Origin of the sequence: Streptomyces sp. NBC_01276 (genome assembly GCF_041435355.1) — a bacterium.
Lineage (GTDB): Bacteria > Actinomycetota > Actinomycetes > Streptomycetales > Streptomycetaceae > Streptomyces.
Map to the genome: position 1 here is coordinate 1 of NZ_CP108443.1, position 17,824 is coordinate 17,824.

Here is a 17,824-nt window from a genome sequence, read left to right on the forward strand (position 1 = left end):
CCTGAGCGCTGCGCGCTCAGGAGAGACCGGCTTCGCTGCGCTCAGCCGGGGCGCCTTCGGCGCCTGCCTCCGCTCGCTCCGGAGGAGTGAAACGCCCTCGCTGCGCTGGCGAGGCTTCCGGCTTCGCCGAGCCAGGGTAGGGGACCGGCCGGGCTCGCTGCGCTCGCCCGAGCGAACTACCTCGCTGCGCTCGGTAGGGGCTGCTTCGCAGCCTGGGGCCGGCCTTCGGCTGGTGGCTCTCCCGCTGCGCTCCGGGCTGCTCTAGTCCCCGTAGGCCCGCTATGCGGGCCGGAAGTCCCTCGCTTCGCTCGGGAGTGACCCCGTTTCACGGGGTACTCCTGGCCCGGCCACGGCCCTGGTGCGCGTGCATACGCACAAGGGCCATGCCGACCGTCACTCGGAGCAGCTGAGGCACAAGTCAGCTGGCCCGAGCCCGATTATTATCCCATGAAGTAGTTCCAGGTCTGGTTGGCGCCGCCGTTACAGCCCCACTGGCTGGCCTGCGCGCCCCAAGCGGTGCTGAAGCCAGCTATCTCCAGGCACTGACCGCTGTTCTCATTCTTGATCGGCACGGGCGGCATCGAGGAGTCATGTTCCCGCACATCCCAATGCTGGTTGGCACCGCCGGTGCAATCCCACTGCCGGGCCGACGCGCCGTAGTTGGTGCCCCAGTCGGCGATCTCCAGGCACTTGCCGCTGTACTGATTCCTGATCACAGATACCCCGCTTGGGTAGATCCCGATCCAGGTGGGCACAATGTCCCAGCGCTGGTTAGCGCCACCGGTGCATTGCCACTGCCGAACCGGCGCGCCGTTGTCAGTGCGCCAGTCCGCGACCTCCAGACACAGCCCGCTGGCACCGTTCCTGATCGTGGTGTGGCCTTCCGCATACGCCGACGCCGGAGTGGCTCCCAGGCCAAACACCAGCCCAGCCGCCACAGTGACGGCGGCGACTACCGATTTAGCACGATTCATACGCATAATTTCCCCCGTTTCGTTGGTGCGGCTCGCAGGTAGCGACTGTCACTACGAACTTGCTTGGAAAGCCCGACAGTTGACTCCCACCCCGGGACCCTTCTGACCCCGGCAAGCCGCCCGTACAGTAGATCATAAGTTCGATAGCCCTGTGTCACCGAACTTGCCCAACTGCCACCGAACTTGCCCAACTGCCCCTGAAGTTGGACCACTGCACGGTTCGTGCCAGAACGTTGACTCCATTAACCCGAACATCAATGAGCAGTGCCACAACCCTGCTGAACAATCGGGCATGCTAACGGCGACCAACGAACACGCCATGAGGCGAAACGCCCTCCCAGGCTGGCCCGCAACCAGGGCCGACCACCAGTCAATGACTCAATCTTCTACCCGGATGAACTCTAGAACCGAGGTTGAGTAGCAGATACCACGACTCAGCGTTTATGTCGCGGATCAGTGAAACTGCACATTGAAGCGCATGCGGGAGGAACTGGCTGCGACACCGCGTCTCCCTGTCCAGCTCAACTCATCCCGGTGACACCACTTGCACCGCATCGCACTGTCCCCACGAGCCGCCCCTCACCAGCATGACCAGCCCAGAACCGAACACTGCCCGGAAGGACACCAGCTGCGGCCTGCTGGACAACCAGCCGCGGTGTCGCACCAACCTGCGCAACCAGGCCCCGAACTCAAGACTCCGCAGGTCAGACAGCTGGCATCCCCGGACTCTGCGCAGCTTCACTGATCGGCGACAGGTGGGGTCAGAGCGTGACAGGAGCTCAGAGTGCTACTGGTAGTGCGCAGTTCCGCCGTAGGACATGCCCAGGGCCACGGTGAGCTGCTTGATGTCGAGTTCGTCGGCAAGGGTGAGCAGCCGCGTAGAGCGCAGGATCCGAGGGAGGAGGCCGACCGGTGCGAGGCTGTCTCGGATGTGGGCTGCGCCGGCGGGGTTGGTGGTGACTCTGGTGAGCCGGGTGACCAGCACGTGCGGGTTGTCGGTGTGGAGGGCCTGGCGGTGGGTGAGACAGGCTTCCAGAGCGCGCCATGTGGCGTCATCGAGGGCGAGATCGACGCTGCGTCCTGGGAAGCGGACTGTTCGGGAGGCTGTGGTGATGTCCGTGAGGGTGAGGTGGCGGAGTTCGGTGGTGGTGGCAGCGTGCAGCAGAGCCGCCAGGCCGATGAACGCCTCGTGCGGCAGGACACCTTCGCCGGCCCTCCAGCGGCGGTAGAGGACACGCTGCTCGTCGAGGGTGAGGGTCGAGCCGCTGAAGCCGCGTGGCTGCGGGGCCTGCATAGCCGCGGCGGGATCGTGGAGCACCAGGCCGGTCCGGTGGGCGTGGGCGAAGAACTGCCTCAGCCCCGCGAGCCAGGAAGCCCGGCGGGCCGGATTCCGGGCCAGGAACGCTTCAAGATCGCCTGCGTTCACGCCCGCCCAGGTGGTGTGACCCTTCGCGTGGAGGTGGAGCGCCAGGTCCCGGACGGTGTCGAGGCGGATCTCGATGGTCTTGAGCTGATTCGGTCGCAGCCCAAGATTCTCGGCATTCTCCCGCCGGGCCACCAGCACGTCCGCGAACGCACGCACGGCGGGGCGCAGCGGGGCGGGGACGGCCGCGAGCTCAGGATGTCTGCGGGGGCTTCGAGGAGGTCGTGGGTGTGGAAGAAGCCCGCGAGCAGCCGGCCGAGCCAGGGGCGCGTGCGGCGGGCTTCGGTGAGCAGATCGTGCGGGTCGGTTTGGCCTGTGTCGATGACGAAGCGGGCCGTGTGAGCGAGGGTGTCCGCGCCGTAGAAGACGTTGCGGTGCGTTGCCAGGTGCGCGGTGAGCGCGTCCCACCAAGCCGGCGTGCAGGGCATCCTGCGGGCCCAGCCTGCCGCGCGGGTTCTGACCGTGTGCGGCGAGTATTCGTAGCAGCGCTTGCACATGCCCCGCGCCCACTGGGACGCCACGCCGCATCCCGTGCAGGCCTCAGGCGGCCGGGCCCTGGCCGGATCGGAGCACGGACGGCACCACTGGGTCGCCGCGTCCAGAATCCGCCGGCGCCCGCATCGCCGACATGGGCCGAGCGCCGGCCTTCCCGCGGCCCGGCGCCAGCAAGCAGCGCACATCTCCTCCGCAGGGCGTCTGCCAGCCCCGCAACCAGGACACGTCCGTAAGCACCAGGCACACAAGCCCGATCCTGGGCGCAGCCAGCGCAACTTCGTACAGCCAGGACAGCGGCCCTGCACGGCGCCAGGAACAGACGCTGACATGGATCTTGAACCCGCCAAGTAGGTGGAAGGACGGCCGACGAAGAGCCGCAGGGTCAGAGGGGAGGCAGTGACCGTCTCCCGGCTACTCGCGACGGACCGGGCGATGGCCTCCCGCCTGACAGCCCTGCCAGCGCGGTTCCCGAGGCCGGTACCGGTGCTGCCGGACCGAGCACAAGTAGATCTCCAGGAGCACAGTCCAGGGCCGTACACAGCGCGGCCAGGGTGGACAGCTTCACCTGGGACGGCTGCTTGGTGAACAGAGCCGACACCGAGGCTGCGGACAGCTCCAGTCCCGCCTTCTCAACCAGTAGCCGCCGTAGCTGGGTCCCGGTCCACACACCGCGCTCCGCCGCCGCCATCCGCAACCGCCACTGAACGCCTCCCGGAGGGTCCGGGTCCGCAAGCCCGGGTCCTGGTGGGGTCATGTCCATCGCCCCTCTCCGGTCAGACGGCCAGGGCGCGGACGGCCGAGTCGGTGGCCCGCTTCCAGGCGTCCTCGACGAACCGCTGCGACGGCTTCACGTACGCCATCGTAGAGGCGATATGCCGATGCCCGAGAAGCTGCTGGACCGCGATCAGGTCCATGCCGCGCTCGTACTGGTGCGTCGCGCACGCCCGACGCAGCGCATGAGGTGTGAACCGCTCCTCCCAGACCACACCCTCAAGATCAAGAATCCGGGCCAGGCGATCCCGGACCGTCCCTGTCTTCAGCGGCTCGCCTTCGTCGTCACAGAACAGCGCCGGGCCGACGGGGAACAGCGGCCGAACGTCCTGCAGATACCAGGCCAGGATCCGGTCCAGGCCCTCCAGCATCGGCGCCCACCGCGGCCGCGGCCCCGACGTGTTCGCTGCCTTACCGAACCGCACATGCAACTTCCCCGACGGCCCGAGCCGCGGATACACATCCGCCTGGTCCAAGCGCACCAGCTCACTCACCCGCACCCCGAACAGGTACGGCGTGCGCAGCATCGCGTAGTCCCGCGCCGCGAACCGGTATTCGGAAGCGACCGCCACCTGGGAACGGACGAAGGAGAAGAACGCCTCCAGCCGCTCCCGGCTCGGAGGTGGACCGACCGCCGCGTCGTCACTGGCATGCCGCACGCGGTTGAACCGGTCCAGCGCGCTCCCGCTGACCGGCACCCCGAACAGGGCCCGGACCTGGGGTCCGTACCGCAGCGCGACGAAAGCATGGAAGTCACGGAGCATCTGCAGGTACTGCCGGCGCGTCCCCGCCGCCAGACCCGCCACTGCCAAAGCGTGGAGCATCTCATCGACGTCCTCGGCCTCCACCGCCCACACCGGACAGTCGAAACGCCCCAGCACACGAGACAAGAGCGAGCGGTAACCACGGACCGTCGACAGAGCGAGCCCCCGCACCACCCACGACCTCGCGAACGCCTCAGCACACTCAGCCTGGAACACCCACGGATCCGCCCCAGCATCCGGACCAGCCAGCCCGCCACCCACGAGGCGCAACCCGCCCCGCTCCCCCACAGCCACCAGCCACACCCCGAAGCTCGTCAGTTAAGGCAGCACCTGAACAACCACGCCACCACCGACAGACCCAACGAGACACCGCAGGAAAAGCAACCGCTGCCAGCGAAACAACCGGCTCATCCACACCACATCTTCGACAGCCACTGCGCCTCGTCACAGACCAGGACATGCGTCTCCTCCAAGGCGCCGCGCAGCATCCGGTCGAACTCGATCGGCTGCCCCGGAGGACGGCCCTGCAGACCCAGAGCGTGGAACAGCTCGTGGCGCAGGTCGCGGGTCGAGGGGCGGGAGCGGAACTGGATCCGGCGTGTCAGCTTCGGCGCGAGCTCGCGCAACGAGGTGTTCACCGCCAGCGACTTGCCACGGCCCGCCTGCCCGCAGATACAGATCATGGCTCTGGCCTCGATCGCGGCACGGATGTTCTCCCGCGCCATCAGCAGGGCACGCGTGGAGACGACCTGGGCGCCCGGCAGGCGCATGAAGTGGTCCTCCCGCTCACGCGGCAGCCGTCCCTGCCGCTCAGCAGACACCATCGCTCAACACTCCCCGCTGTCGTCACGCACACCAGCCGCTCCAGGCGGCCCGCCATCGGCTGCCTCCGCCTGCCCGGCGTCCGCCTGCGCGCCGGCCGCCCTGCGAGGGCGAACAACCGGACGCGCCCAGGAAGCCGGGGGTTCACGGGGAGGGATCAGGTCCGGGAGCGCCCGGGCCGCCAGATCCACGCCCCTGGCCCGGGAGATCTCCGCCTCTGCCTGAGAAGCCGTGACCGTGTGCCGCGGGCGGGGCACGGCAGCCGTGGTCGTGGCCGTGTAGCGGGTCTTGCGCAGCTTCTCCGCCGCCTTCAGATCCGCCTTCAACTGCCGGGCCTTCTTCTCCCTGACCGAACTCAGCGCACGACGCTGCTCCGCCGTCGCCGCCTGGGCCAGATAGGCGGTCCCGAGGTGCCGGCCCCACTCCTCGGTGGAGAACACCTCGATCTGCCCGTCGTAGTGCGGCAGATACCTCAGCCGGACCCGCATGCCGACGTGCCCGACCATCCACGGCGCGACGTAGGCACGACGTCGCCAGCTGATCCCGTTCGTGGTGATCTTCCGGACCCGGCCGTCGTCCTCCAGCGCGAAGAACGCCAGCCGCTCCTCCGCCACGTCCTCGACCGGCGCCGGATCCGCCTCCCATGCCGCCAACGGCGTCATCCCCTTTGCGAGGCCCTCGGGATGGTGGCTGGTGTTCCACCCCCGCACCCACCTCAGCAGGGCCTCGACGAACTCCGGATACGACATGAGGTCCTCCACCCGGTCCGGACGGTGAGCACCGACCGGCCGGGCCCTGCGGGTATAGCCGGGCAGGGAGACCAGGAACATCTCCTCGACCGCATCGTTCAGCGCCTCGATGGTGCCCTTGCGGTACGGCTTGTACGCAGGCAGATCGTGGACGGGGACCGCGAAGGCGCCCAGAGCTCGCTCCACCGTCCGACACAGGAACTCCTTGCCCCGGTCCACGCGCACCACCCCGGGCAGGCCGCCGAACGGGCCGTACGGCTCGGTGCGGCTGATCCCCGTGCGCAGCGCGGCCAGGACCGCGTCCCTCGCCGGCTGATGCGGGGTAACCGCCACGCCTACGATCGCCTTCGTCGCGACATCGATGAACCACGTCACCCATGGGCACACCGCAGAGCCTTCGACGTCCACACGTACTGGGATCCGCTTGTGATCACCCTCCCAGCAGGCGTTCCGGTGCGTCCGCGGACGCTTGCCGTACACGTCATACCGACGACGAGCTGCTTCACCGCCCTTCAGGCCCGCCCGCTCCCCCACCGACAAGTCCTGACGCACGGCACGCTGCAGAGCACGAAGAGAAGGAACCGAATCCGCGACACCGGCCTTCGCCGCCTCGGCGAGCAGCTCGCGGTGGACCGCGGCCACATTCCCGCCCCACACCGCAAGACGCGCGCGGACATCCGCGCTCACACCGGCCCGAGCCGGCGGCCGGGCCGACAGACGCCCCTCACGCCGGGCCACCGACAACCAGCTCCACACCGTCCGCTCGGACACGTCCAAAGCCGAAGCAGTCAACCGCACATGAGCAGAAGCAAGTTCGCCACGACCATCGAGGGCCATCAGGCGCGTGAGTGCCGCCTCCCGCCCCACACCAGCCGACACCACCCAATCGGTGAAGCCACCGGCATCGCTGTCCGCCATCAGCCCCTCCCGCAGACGCCCATCCCCGCCCCGGAAACGCTGTCCACGACCACGCACCTCAAGCCGACACGCCGCACCGCATCCCACCAACGAGTGACTGCCCTGTGCGACTGATGCCTACGACAGCCGGCAGTGGTGCGCCGGGCGTCGCAAAAATCGGCTGGCGGCCCCCTCTCGGCTCGGTGCAGATTGACCTTGCGAATCCGGGGAGAGCGTTGGGGGTCGGGTGATGGGTGGCACACCTTGGACGGGTAACGACCGTGGCCACAACGATGTGGTTCACGGGCGCTGGCTGCGGCTGCTGAACCGGTCCACCGCAGAGCCCGGCTACCGGGACGAGTGGTACTACGAGCAGTGCGGTGGGTGTCGGTTCTGGATCGCGCTCAGTGGAGAGCTCGGCCAGGACTGGGGCGCCTGCACCGACGCCGGGTCAGCCTTCGACGGGCGGCTGCGTTTCGAGCACGACGGCTGTGAATCCTTCACCGACCGCGAGGACGGAACATTCGGCTGACCACTGCATCTGAGCCGCAGTGGCCTCGGCCGCGTGAGACCACCCGTCGCAAGCCCTGCCGCACTGTTGACATACACGCCCGCAACCTTCGCCTTCAAAGGACAGCGGCGGCCCAACAGGCCGAGCAGTCAGGCCCTCCCACAAGCCCACACACGCGACAGCAAACCTTCAGCGGGAAACGACACCGGCCTTCAGTAGAAAAACGACACCCCACAACCCACCCACCAGCCAAAACAACCTACTGAAAACCCTGTCGCCAACCACTGCAACCCACACGTCGCGCATCATGACCCCATGGACGGCCAAGGGCGGCACAGCAGCCGTCGAGTAGCGGTCTAGGACGGTGTGATCCGGTACGTGAGGTGAGTTACCTGGGGGGAGTCGACCACCCGTGTGGGCACGAGGCTGAGATTCGGTGAGACGCCGTCGAAGAGGCGGACTCCCGAGCCGAGTAGGAGGGGTGCGAGGTGGATCTGGAGCTCGTCCAGCAGCCCGGCGGCGAGGTACTGCCGTACGGTGTCCGCACCGCCGGAGATCTGTACGTCCTTGTCCCCCGCGGCCTTGCGCGCCTGGGCCAGCGCGCTGTCGATCCCTTCGGTCACGAAGGTGAAGGTGGTGCCGCCCTGCCGCACCCACGGTTCGCGCGGGGTGTGGGTGAGGACGAAGACGGGGGCGCGGAAGGGCGGCGGGTCGGGCCAGCCGACCTCACCTTCGGCGAACATCTGCCGCCCCATGATGTAGGCGCCGGCGCGGGTGAAGTTCTCCTGGACGATGTCGTCGTCCTGGTTGGTCTCCCCGCCCTTGATGCTCTGGCGCTCCCGCCAGCTCTCGACGCCGAAGACCCACTCGTGGATGCCCATTCCGCCGTCACCAAGCGGGTTGTCGGGGTGGGAGTTGGGCCCGGCGATGAAGCCGTCCAGAGACATGCCCAGACTGGCGAAGACATTGCTCACGCCTGCTCCCCCGTGGTGAAGAAGCCGGTCAGAACGGGGGCGAGGACCTCCGGGGCGATGCCGTGCTCCTGGCCGGGGAAGACCTGCAGCGTGAAGTTGTCGGCCAGTGACGCGAGTTCCCGCGCCCCGTCCAGCATGTGCGGTGCGCCCGCGTCCCCGCTGCCCACGAGGACAGGCACCGTCACGGACTGCCAGCGGTCGGCGGGCAGCGGCCGGCCGGACATGGTGTCGCCCATGACCTGGCCGTCGTAGGGCAGGGTGCGTGCGTTGGCCTCCATGCCGGACCAGAAGGGGGCCTGGCGCATTCCGGCGACGGCCTCGGCGGGCATGCCAACGGCCGCGGTCATGAAGTAGGTCACGGCATCGCCGTACGCCCCCTGCCCCACGAGCTCCGTCAGGTGGGCGACGTAGTCGACGGGAAGCGGCGGGCGGCTGTCGTCGGTGATGAAGGGCGGCTCGTACACGGCCAGTCGGGTCACGGCGCTGCCCCGGGCCACGGCTTCCAGGGCCAGCACGGCGCCCGAGGACATGCCGAAGAGCATCGCCTCGCCGCCCACGCGCTCGATCAGCGCGTCCAGGTCCTCCACCTCGCGCTGGACGTCGTACGCCGCGCTGTCACCGCTGTCGCCGCGGCCCCTGCGGTCGTAGGTGATCACGGTGCAGTGCTCGGCCAGCAGGCCGGCGAGGGCGGCGGAATCGCCGCGCGTCATGAAGGCGCCGCCGACGAGCACTACGGCAGACCCTGCGCCTTGCTGCTCATAGGCGATAGCCGTGCCGTCTGCGGAGAACACCTTGTCCATGAGAAGCCACTCCAAATGTCTGCGCGGTACGCAGGGCCAGAAACCCTGCGTTCGGAACTAGACGGTACAGTACCCATATGAGTACTGGTCAGTCCAGTACTCTTCTGTGGGGGCGAGACGGATGGAGAAGGAGTCGATGATGGACAGCCGTTCAGCGCGCAAGCACGAGGCGATCCTGGAGGCCGCGACCAGCGTCTTCCTCGACAAGGGGTACTCGGGGACGAGCATGGACGACATCGCAAAGCGGGCCGCGGTGTCCAAGCAGACCGTCTACAAGCACTTCGCGGACAAGGAGAAGCTGTTCGCCGAGATCGTCCTGGCCACCACCGACCGGCTCGACACCACCATCGACCTGCTGGCCGGCATCCCGACCGACGCCGCCAACCTGGAAGAGAGCCTCACCCGGCTCGCCCGCCAATTCCTGACGACCCTCACCCACCCCCAGGTCATCCAGCTGCGGCGCCTGATCATCGCCAACGCCGACGTCTTCCCCGGCCTGGGAACCGAATGGTACGAGCGGGGCTTCCAACGAGGGCTCGCCACTCTCGCGGCGACCTTCCAGCGACTGGCCGACCAGGGACTGCTCCGTATCGAGGACGCCCTCCTGGCCGCTAACCACTTCTCCGGTCTCCTGCTGTGGATCCCGGTGAACAAGGCCATGTTCACCGGCAGCGCCCAGCACACCGACGCCGACCTCGACCATTACGCCGCAGCCGGCGTACGCGTCTTCCTCGCCGCCTACCGCTGACCCCGCAAAGCCCCCATCCGACCACCTCTCGAGAGAAGGCCGTATGACCTGGTCCGAACGCACCGTCATCCGCGACGGCGTCCGCATCTTGTGAACTGGCACGCCCATGGCAGCCGGTCGTCCTCCTGATTGGCACCGGACGGCAGCAACTTCGCCACCTCGTGACAGCCATGATCACTACAACCGCCCAGGCTGAGCAGGAGACAGTCATCCCGCCCTGGCTGACGCCGATCCAGTGCCACCGCCGCACCCATTCACAGGTGAGCAGCCGTGTGGAGCGCGGGAGGAGACCGACCGGGGCAAGGCTGTCACGGACACGGACCGCTCCCGCCGGGCCGGTGGTGACGGCCTCTGGCCGCCGGCGCCTTCCTCGCGCCGACGGCGCGCTGGTGGGCACGCACGGCTGTCGAGTCCACCGAGACGTCCCAGCCGATCCGGCCCGCGGCGTCCTCGACCGCCTGGATCCGAGACAAAAGCATCGTCCACGTTCCACCAGCTGACCAGCAACGATGCCGTTTTCAGACCGTCTCCCACGGCCCGAACCACTCCGGCAGATCCCGCCACTGCACACCCGTCCGGACCCGATAGAGCACCCCGTTGATCACCCGACGGTGCTCTCTCCACCAGCCCCCACGAGCACCACCGGGAGGTAAGAACGACTCCAGCCACTCCCACTCCGCGTTCGTCAGATCCGCACAGCCCATACAACCAGCCTGACCCCAACACCCCACTCACATAAGGAGATCCGAGAAAGATCGCCTAGGCTTGCTGACCGGGCCAGGTACACCGGCCCGATCGTCACTCATGGGGGAAGTCGTATGAAGAAGATCCTCACCACTGCCGTGGCAACAGGCCTGGCGCTAGGGGGTTCCTTGCTGGCCGCACCCACGCAGGCCTCCGCAGCCTCTTGGCACCACATCGAGAACATCAACGGCCGGTGCCTGGAGGTCGAGAACGGCTCGAAGGCAGACGGCGCCCGCGTGCAGCTCTGGGACTGCGTGGGGCAAGCCGCAGCCAGCTGGCACCTCGTACCGACCGGATACGAGTCAGGCTGGTACTACATCGTCAACGACGCCACCGGCAAGTGCCTGGAGATCGAGAACGACTCGTGGAAAGACGGTGCCCGGGCACAGCAGTGGACCTGCAACGGGCAGAATGCAGCCAAGTGGTCCTTCTCGTGGAAGGACGGCCACTACCTGATCGGGGGCCTCTCCAACGATGAATTCCTGGAGGCCGAGAACTCCACCAGCTACAACGGCGCCCGTGTGCAGCAGTGGAGCCTGGAGGGCCAGCGCGGGGTCTACTGGAATCTGACGTGAGCCTGCCCCGCCGCCCGTGATCCACAGCCCTCACGGCACGCCGACGCCATAACCTCCGGTCAGCAACAGGACCTGCCGTCAGAATGATCTTGAGTTGTGGATCATGGTGCCGTGATACGTCGCCATGAACTGTCCGATGCCGAATGAGAACTCGTACAGCCGCTGCTGCCCCGGCCTGTTCTGGGGCAGCAGCGGCCAGACAACCGGACAATCCTCAAAAAAATCGCGTAGAAGTTCCACACCGGGCCGGAATGGCAGGACGTACCCGAGCGATACAGCCCGTGAGCCAGTCTCCACACCCATTTCCACCGCTGGGCAGCGGACCGAACCCCACAAACCTATGGCCCGCCAACCAGAAACAACACCGTGACCTGCCGGAAGTCCGGGCAGACCCTGGGCGGGACAAGCCCCTACACCGGTACCGGACTCACCGGCCGACCTCGCCGGAGCCCCCTTCGGCCGGCTCGTACCCGGAGCGGCCGCCCGGCCCGAACAGACTGCCTCCGAACGGGTGTCCTCCGGCCGTACCCGGCGGACCCACTGGCGGCGCTACACAGTGGCGCGCCATTTCGCCTTCGAGGCTGCTGAAGATCATGGAGTCGCGCCAGCCGTCGGGAAGCAGCGCCGTGTCGCGCAGGCGTCCCTCATACGTCATACCGATCTTGGACAGCACTCGGGAGGAGCCGAGATTCCTCGGGTCACAGGAAGCATGGATCCGGTGAAGCCCCAGCTCGCCGAAGCCGTGCGCGAGCAGCTGCCGACTGATTTCCGTGCCGATACCCTGCCCCCATACGCGGGGATGCACGATGTATGAGATCTCGCCCTGGCACTGCTTGTGGCTGCGAACATGCAGCTCACCCATGCCCACCACATCCCGCCCGACGCGGGCGACATAAGGAAACCGGCGCTGAGGGATGTCCGACCAGGCCTTGACCGCGCAGTCCACGAAGTCCCGCGTCTGGACCTCCGTGTTCGGCCCCCAGGACTGATAGCGGGGGCCTTCGCCCGTGAAGGTGGACACGCGGTTGGTTGTCACGCGGCGAGCATGAGCTTAGCCGTGTGGTGTCGTCGCTCGTATTCGTTCGGGCTGAGGTGGCCGTTGGCGGAGTGCCGGCGGCGGGTGTTGCAGCGAGTCAGCCAGGCGAAGACGGTCCTCCTGCAGGCGACGGGGTCGCCGTAGCCGCGGGCGCCCTGGAGGGTCTCGCGCTTGAGAGAGGCGTGGAAGCTCTCGCAGGCCGCGTTGTCCGCGCTGCTGCCGACAGTGCCCATCGACCGGGTGACTCGCAGATCCGAGCACAGGTCGGCGAAGGCCCGGGACCCGTATTGCGCCCCGTGGTCGGAGTGGAACATCGCGCCGTCCAGGCCGCCTCGGGTCGCGGCCGCCATCCGCAGCGCGTCGGCGACCAGGTCGGTGCGCATGCGGCCGGAGCGACAACGACATGCACAACCGACAGGCCCGCAGCGCGCCGTCCGGGTCAGTGCCCCTCGCGGACTTCGAAGACGCCGCTGTCCCAGTACACGGACGGCTCCTCGGCATCGCTCGGCCAGTCGCTCTGCAGATGGCGGCGGCCGTGCCCCAGGGCCCCTACCCGGTGCGGGCTCAACCGCCCCGCCACCAGGTCGTCCGCCTCGGCGTCCGTGATCGGCAGCACGGTGCGGTACTGCGCGTCCTGCGAGGCGACCCCGTCGATGTACTCGGTGAACACGCTCACGAAGGCCTGCGAGCACAGGCCGCACCGCTGAACAGAGACGATGAAATGCGAGTCGTCCCGAATCATCCTCTCGAGCCGAACCCCGTCGCGGCTGCTGTGGTGCGCCCGCGCCACCGCAGCGTCCTCGGCGCAGCATGCCACGCACCCGAAACCCGCACGGTCACTACCGTCTTGCGAACCCATGGATCCCCCACCCCTTAGCCGTCCCTGACCGGCCCCCCACCCTAACAACCCACAGTGAGGCCCGGCCGCTGAACCAACGAGCATGCGCCGCCCGACCTGCGGGCAAGCAAGCCGTCTGGCGAGGCCGGACAAGTTCGCCGGCGGAAGCTGGACTTCTTCGAGAGCCCGCGGCCCGGCAGCGCTTCCACGGAAAGCTGCTCCTGGTCGGATGCACAGCGGCGGCCGCGCGTGGCGATACGCGCGGCCGCCGTGAGTGCGACGCGGTGACGTAACGCAAGGCCCGACGCCGCGCGGAGACGCCCCAGGTCAGCCGTTCCGCCCGTCGGCCTCGTGGCGCCGCCGACGTGGCGGACATTACCGAGCTCTCCCCCACCGAGGGCGACCCGGGACGGGGGTGCAGCCGCATCGCGGCTCGCGCCAGCGGAGCCAGCTCGGGAAACACCGCGGTGACATCGACCGGCCGCGGCGGTGTGGTCCGTGCGAAATCCATGCTGTCGATCTTGTCACCGGCCACCGACAGCCCCGGCCGCCCCAACCGACGCCCACGCTCGACCGGCCGGGCAAGGCACGCTCGCTCGCTCGCTCGGTCACGGTGACGACGAGCCCGCCTGTGCGGCGACTGCCGTCAGGCCTCCCCCGTGAGCCGGAGGTGGGTGCGTGCGGCCTCTCTCAGGTGGTAGTCGCGGCCGCGTCCGCCGTGCCAGTCGAGGATCCGGCGTTCGGAGCCGGCCCAGGTGCGGAGGTGGGGGCGGATCCCGTCCGGGGTGATGCCGAGTTCGGCGAGCGTCGCCAGGGCTGTCGGGGAGGGAGCCCCGCAGCCGTCGTCGGCAAGTTGTTCCCGTACGAGGTCGAGGAGGACCGGCACACACCGTGCCTGCGGGTCCTCGGTGATGCGGTGATGGGCTCGCGCCGCCGCGAGGCGGGGTGCGGGCCAGGGGCTCGCCAGGGCGGCCTCGACCCGTGGGAGGAGGGGACGGGCCGCCGGTCCCAGGAGGGCGACCGAGTGGAGGTGGGAGGCCGGATCGGGATCCGCCGACAGGAGGGCGATGGCACGGTCGGCCGGGCCTCCGACACGGGCCAGCGCGACGGCCGCCGCGACGGCGTTCCCGGCGGTGGACTGCCCACTGTGCCGATGTGCCATCAGGTCCCAGAAGTTGTGCTCGTCGGCCGGCGGCTCGTCGCCGTCCTCCTCGTGGGCGATCTCCCTCAGTGCCGCGATCGTTTCGGGGTCGGCCGATCCCGCGTCCCCGAGGGCCCGTGCCACGTCCGTGACGTGCTCGCGTGCGCGCAGCAGACGTCCGAGTTCCGGGTGGAGCCGCGGTGTGACGGCCGGTGTGAGGCGGGTGAGCGCGCGGTTGTCCTCGGTGAGGTACGGGGACCTCAGGACGGCCCGCCAGAGGTCGAAGCGCCCGGTCGAGGCGGCCAGGGCGCCGAGGGCGTCGGTCTCGTCCTCGCCGTCGGGATCGGTGACGAACTCCGTCAGGCGCCCGTCACCGATCAGTCCGAGGATGAGCCGGGGGTCCCGGGGGGGTGCGGTCCCGTGCCGGCGGCGAGGGGAAGCAGGGCGGCGGCGAGCTCGGGGTGGGCGGGCCGGCGGGTGAACGGCAGGAGCGCTTCGAGACTCCGGAACGTGGTCGGCCGCGCGTGGGGGACGGCGGCGCGCAGCAGGTCGACGGCTTCGTCCTCGCGGTCGCGCCATCGGGCGGTGAGCCGCCACGCCTGATCGGACCCCCGGCCGTGCCGGTCACCGGCGGCGATCCGCTGCCGGGCCACGGTGACCAGGGCCTTCGGGTCCGCGTCGAGGACCCTTGCCTCTCGTCGGCCGTGGTCGGGGAGGCCGACGAAGCGGGTCCGGTCCCGGCCCGCGCGGCAGCCGTGGGCACCGGCCTCCGCCAGAGCGCCGACCAGCCGGTCCGGGTACGGGGCCCCGGCTTCCTCCATGAGCAGTACGGCGGCCGCTTCCCGCAGCACCGGCTCGGGATCCGCCAGGGATGCGGCGGACCACCGCCGGACGGCGCGCTGCTCGGTGTGCTGCCGCTGGACGTCAACGAGCGGCTGCGCTCGCTCAAGGGGCGCAGCCTCACCTTCGACCGCACCGCGCCGGAGACGGCCCGTACGTACGCGCTGGGCCACAAGGTGTTCCACGACGCCGCCGTCGCACAGATCGGAGATCTCGCCCCGTACGCCCGGCGGTTGCACGACTGGGCCGACGACTACCGGAGCCGCGGCTGGCCGGCGGACACCCCTTCCTATCTCCTGCACCACTACACCGCCGCTCTCCTGCACTCCCCCGGCACCGCGGACCGGCTGGCCGCCTTCGCCCTGGACCCGCGGCGCCGGCACCGGCTCCTCGCGGGCGCCGCCATGGACGTCGCGCTGGCCGACCTGGACCGGGCGGCCCGCGCCACCCCGGGCTCCGCCCCCGCCGACCTCGAAGTCCTCGCCGCGGTGGCCGCGTCCCGCGAACTCGTCAGCGCCGGGACGCGGCCCCTGCCCCGCACCGTCCTGCGGGCCTTCGTCGGCCTCGGTGACACCCGCCGGGCCCGTGGCCTCGCCCTGGCCTCCCGGTATCCGCAGACCAAGGCCTCCGCCCTGGCCGACGTCGCCCGCGCCCTCGCCGCCGCAGGCGATCCGGACGCCCCGGCCGTCGCCCTTGAGGCCCGCGCGTGGGCCCTGGACGCCCTCATGAAGTCGCATCCGGCGGACGGGGGCGAGGAGATGTGTGAATGGGCCGCCGCCGAAACCGCTGTCGCACTCGTCGAGTCCGGGCAGGGGAAGGAGGCCATGAGGCTGCTCACGCGGGGCGGCTGCGATCGCTTCGACTTCATCACCGCCGCCACCTCCTGTCCGCCACAGGACGCCGTGCTGAGGGGTGAGCTGCTGGACGAGGCGGAGTCCCGGACCGGGCGCACGCCGATTGGAGCCCTGCCTGTGCCAGGGGTAACGAGACTCGAAGCCTCGGCGCTCATCGCGCGCGTCGCCCCGGACCGGGCCGAGAGGATGTACGAGCGGATCGCGCGGCAGATGCTCTCTTCCGAAGCCCGGGCGGAGCAACTCGCCATCGCCGTCTCCGCCCTGGCCACGGCCAGACCCGCCGAGGCATCCGCCTTCGCGGAGCGGGCCCGCGCCGGGGTCACCGCCATGCTCCGTGCGGACGAGGGCGTCCCCGATGACGGGTGGTTCCCGTACGTCCTCGAACGGGTGGTCCGGGCCCTGCGGGACACCGGGAACGAGCACCTGGCCGAGCGGCTTCTGGAGGATGTGCCGCCGGAGCTCCTCGCCGGTCCCGTCGACACCGGATTCGACCTCGCCAATGACGCGGACCACGACGATCCCGCCGTCGAGGCACTGGCACATGAGGCACTCGCCCGGGCCGAGCGGGGCAGGGGGCCGGAAGCGCGGGAACTGCTGGATGAGGCGCTGCACCGGCATGCGCGGGGAGGTGATCCCGGCGGTTCGGGCCGGGTGCGCTGGCCGGTGTTCCTGGCCGGTGCGCTCGCCGCGGCCCGGCCCGTGGAAGCGGGCGGAGATGAGCCGGGGCAGCCGATGGGCAGGCGTACGTACCGTGTGGGCGACAACCTGGACGCCGACGTCCGTGCGCTCGCCTCCGCGCTCCGGGATCCGGTGGAGCGGACCACGTCCTACGCCTTCGCCTCGCTCGTCCGCTCGGCGACCGGGCGGCCCGGCTCCGCCGCACGCCTGGCGCGCGCCGCCGCGTCGGCCGCGCGTGCCCTGCCCGTCTCCGTTGGGGCGGGGGACGCCAGGGCCCTCGCCGCCCGGGCGCTGGCCCACACGGGCGACGGCCGGGGAGCGGCGGAGATGCTGGAGAGGGCCGTCACACCCACTGAGCGGCTTCTCCTCGCCCAGGCTCCGTACCGTCGCCGCCGGCTCGCGGTGCCGGCCGGGCTGGGCATCCACCTGCCGAACGAGGTCAGCCGGAGGATCGACGCGGAGCGGGAGCGGCTCACCGCACGGGCAGCCGCCCTCGGGCCCGGCCGTGCCGACCTTCTGCCGTGGCTCGGCGAGCTGCTGACGGCGGCCCCGGCCTCCGTGCCCGGCTGCCGGGAGCGGCTCCTGCGGGCCGTGCGCGAGACGGACCCGCCGACGTCGGAGCCCGCCTCGCGTTGGCTGCCCGACAACGACCTCACCCTCGCCCTGCTGGAGGCGGACCGCACGACGGATCGGCGTGCCGCGGTCCTCGACCGGCTGGACCGTGCGCAGCGGTACGCGGGGCGGGTCGACCCCGACCTCGCCGCCTTCGCCGGGTTCGCCCTCGTCCGGGCCGCGCTGGGCGACCTCGACGGCGCTCGGGAGGCAGTGGACCGCATGGTTCCCTCCCTGCGGGCGGAGGCCTGCGCCGTCGTGGCGGGACTGCTGGCCGGGCTGCCCGCGCACCTGCCGACCGGGGGCGCCGAACCTCCGCGGTACCCGTACCTTCCCGTACACCGTTCCCTGGCGGAGGCAGCGGGGCCGGGGGCGGCCCCCGGCCCCGCCGGCATCCGCGCCGCCCGGGCCTTCGCCCGGGACGCCCTGACCGCGGACCACGGCTGGTACCACGCGCTGCCCGTACTGGCGCTGCTCGCCCCCGGGGCGGTGCTGCGGGTACGGGACCTGTTCCTCGACCACGGGGGCGGTGCGGAGGAGCAGGGGTTCAGCGGGTGAAGCGCACTCCGCGGCCCGGC

General features: G+C 69.9%; 17 protein-coding genes and 1 pseudogene. 4 read left to right on the forward strand and 14 right to left on the reverse strand.

The window, feature by feature from the left end:
• Window positions 1–440 precede the first annotated feature (440 nt).
• From OG295_RS37090 to OG295_RS37115, 6 genes are all read right to left on the reverse strand, one after another.
• Entirely contained in the window at window positions 441–974 is a 534-nt protein-coding gene (locus OG295_RS37090) for an RICIN domain-containing protein (RefSeq protein WP_371681436.1), read from the reverse strand.
• A 787-nt stretch (window positions 975–1,761) separates the two neighbouring features.
• Window positions 1,762–2,556 (reverse strand): hypothetical protein, encoded by a 795-nt coding sequence (locus OG295_RS37095; protein ID WP_331737760.1) that lies wholly within the window; start codon window positions 2,554–2,556, stop codon window positions 1,762–1,764.
• Window positions 2,557–3,274: 718 nt separating this feature from the next.
• On the reverse strand, window positions 3,275–3,646 hold the full coding sequence (locus OG295_RS37100) for a helix-turn-helix domain-containing protein (protein WP_371681532.1): 372 nt from the start codon (window positions 3,644–3,646) through the stop codon (window positions 3,275–3,277).
• A gap of 19 nt (window positions 3,647–3,665) precedes the next feature.
• Window positions 3,666–4,643 (reverse strand): tyrosine-type recombinase/integrase, encoded by a 978-nt coding sequence (locus OG295_RS37105; protein WP_371681437.1) that lies wholly within the window; start codon window positions 4,641–4,643, stop codon window positions 3,666–3,668.
• Window positions 4,644–4,834: 191 nt separating this feature from the next.
• Window positions 4,835–5,251, reverse strand: coding sequence for an ATP-binding protein (locus OG295_RS37110; RefSeq protein WP_331737764.1), 417 nt, complete (start codon window positions 5,249–5,251; stop codon window positions 4,835–4,837).
• Between the two features lie 3 nt (window positions 5,252–5,254).
• Window positions 5,255–6,916 (reverse strand): transposase family protein, encoded by a 1,662-nt coding sequence (locus OG295_RS37115; protein ID WP_331737766.1) that lies wholly within the window; start codon window positions 6,914–6,916, stop codon window positions 5,255–5,257.
• 274 nt (window positions 6,917–7,190) lie between these two features.
• Here OG295_RS37115 and OG295_RS37120 point away from each other — a divergent pair, with 274 nt between their 5' ends.
• A complete protein-coding gene (locus OG295_RS37120) occupies window positions 7,191–7,427 on the forward strand; it encodes a DUF3027 domain-containing protein (RefSeq protein ID WP_331737768.1) in 237 nt (78 codons plus the stop codon).
• Window positions 7,428–7,762: 335 nt separating this feature from the next.
• Here OG295_RS37120 and OG295_RS37125 read toward each other — a convergent pair whose 3' ends face one another.
• Window positions 7,763–8,380: a dihydrofolate reductase family protein gene (locus OG295_RS37125; protein ID WP_331737770.1), complete on the reverse strand. Its 618-nt coding sequence runs from the start codon at window positions 8,378–8,380 to the stop codon at window positions 7,763–7,765.
• A complete protein-coding gene (locus OG295_RS37130) occupies window positions 8,377–9,180 on the reverse strand; it encodes an alpha/beta hydrolase (RefSeq protein ID WP_331737773.1) in 804 nt (267 codons plus the stop codon). The genes OG295_RS37125 and OG295_RS37130 overlap by 4 nt, the downstream gene beginning before the upstream one ends.
• Window positions 9,181–9,316: 136 nt before the next feature.
• Between OG295_RS37130 and OG295_RS37135 the strand changes: the two genes are divergently transcribed.
• Window positions 9,317–9,928 (forward strand): TetR/AcrR family transcriptional regulator, encoded by a 612-nt coding sequence (locus OG295_RS37135; RefSeq protein WP_331737776.1) that lies wholly within the window; start codon window positions 9,317–9,319, stop codon window positions 9,926–9,928.
• A gap of 332 nt (window positions 9,929–10,260) precedes the next feature.
• On the opposite strand, the pseudogene OG295_RS37140 reads toward OG295_RS37135, so the two are convergent.
• Window positions 10,261–10,632, reverse strand: a pseudogene (locus OG295_RS37140) (transposase); the annotation flags it as partial.
• A gap of 114 nt (window positions 10,633–10,746) precedes the next feature.
• Here OG295_RS37140 and OG295_RS37145 point away from each other — a divergent pair.
• Window positions 10,747–11,247, forward strand: coding sequence for an RICIN domain-containing protein (locus OG295_RS37145; protein WP_331737778.1), 501 nt, complete (start codon window positions 10,747–10,749; stop codon window positions 11,245–11,247).
• A 427-nt stretch (window positions 11,248–11,674) separates the two neighbouring features.
• Here OG295_RS37145 and OG295_RS37150 read toward each other — a convergent pair whose 3' ends face one another.
• The 5 genes from OG295_RS37150 to OG295_RS37170 all read right to left on the reverse strand — a co-directional run bounded on the left by OG295_RS37150 (window position 11,675) and on the right by OG295_RS37170 (window position 15,113).
• Complete coding sequence (locus tag OG295_RS37150) at window positions 11,675–12,283, reverse strand: GNAT family protein (protein ID WP_331737781.1); 609 nt, start codon at window positions 12,281–12,283, stop codon at window positions 11,675–11,677.
• The gene (locus OG295_RS37155; protein ID WP_331738962.1) at window positions 12,280–12,795 is read right to left on the reverse strand and encodes a DDE-type integrase/transposase/recombinase; all 516 of its coding nucleotides are present in this window, start codon (window positions 12,793–12,795) and stop codon (window positions 12,280–12,282) included. Before OG295_RS37155 ends, OG295_RS37150 begins: the two co-directional genes overlap by 4 nt.
• A complete protein-coding gene (locus OG295_RS37160; protein ID WP_371681536.1) occupies window positions 12,723–12,959 on the reverse strand; it encodes a hypothetical protein in 237 nt (78 codons plus the stop codon). The genes OG295_RS37155 and OG295_RS37160 overlap by 73 nt, the downstream gene beginning before the upstream one ends.
• An 808-nt stretch (window positions 12,960–13,767) precedes the next feature.
• The gene (locus OG295_RS37165; protein ID WP_371681438.1) at window positions 13,768–14,406 is read right to left on the reverse strand and encodes a hypothetical protein; all 639 of its coding nucleotides are present in this window, start codon (window positions 14,404–14,406) and stop codon (window positions 13,768–13,770) included.
• Window positions 14,407–14,639: 233 nt separating this feature from the next.
• The gene (locus tag OG295_RS37170; protein WP_371681439.1) at window positions 14,640–15,113 is read right to left on the reverse strand and encodes a hypothetical protein; all 474 of its coding nucleotides are present in this window, start codon (window positions 15,111–15,113) and stop codon (window positions 14,640–14,642) included.
• Between the two features lie 57 nt (window positions 15,114–15,170).
• Between OG295_RS37170 and OG295_RS37175 the strand changes: the two genes are divergently transcribed.
• A complete protein-coding gene (locus OG295_RS37175) occupies window positions 15,171–17,804 on the forward strand; it encodes a hypothetical protein (protein WP_371681440.1) in 2,634 nt (877 codons plus the stop codon).
• Window positions 17,805–17,824 lie beyond the last annotated feature (20 nt).

Coding starts and splice junctions, on each gene's coding strand:
- OG295_RS37090 (WP_371681436.1), bottom strand. CDS start 974: ATGAATCGTGCTAAATCGGTAGTCGCCGCCGTCACTGTGGCGGCTGGG.
- OG295_RS37100 (WP_371681532.1), bottom strand. CDS start 3,646: ATGACCCCACCAGGACCCGGGCTTGCGGACCCGGACCCTCCGGGAGGC.
- OG295_RS37110 (WP_331737764.1), bottom strand. CDS start 5,251: ATGGTGTCTGCTGAGCGGCAGGGACGGCTGCCGCGTGAGCGGGAGGAC.
- OG295_RS37115 (WP_331737766.1), bottom strand. CDS start 6,916: ATGGCGGACAGCGATGCCGGTGGCTTCACCGATTGGGTGGTGTCGGCT.
- OG295_RS37130 (WP_331737773.1), bottom strand. CDS start 9,180: ATGGACAAGGTGTTCTCCGCAGACGGCACGGCTATCGCCTATGAGCAG.
- OG295_RS37135 (WP_331737776.1), top strand. CDS start 9,317: ATGATGGACAGCCGTTCAGCGCGCAAGCACGAGGCGATCCTGGAGGCC.
- OG295_RS37145 (WP_331737778.1), top strand. CDS start 10,747: ATGAAGAAGATCCTCACCACTGCCGTGGCAACAGGCCTGGCGCTAGGG.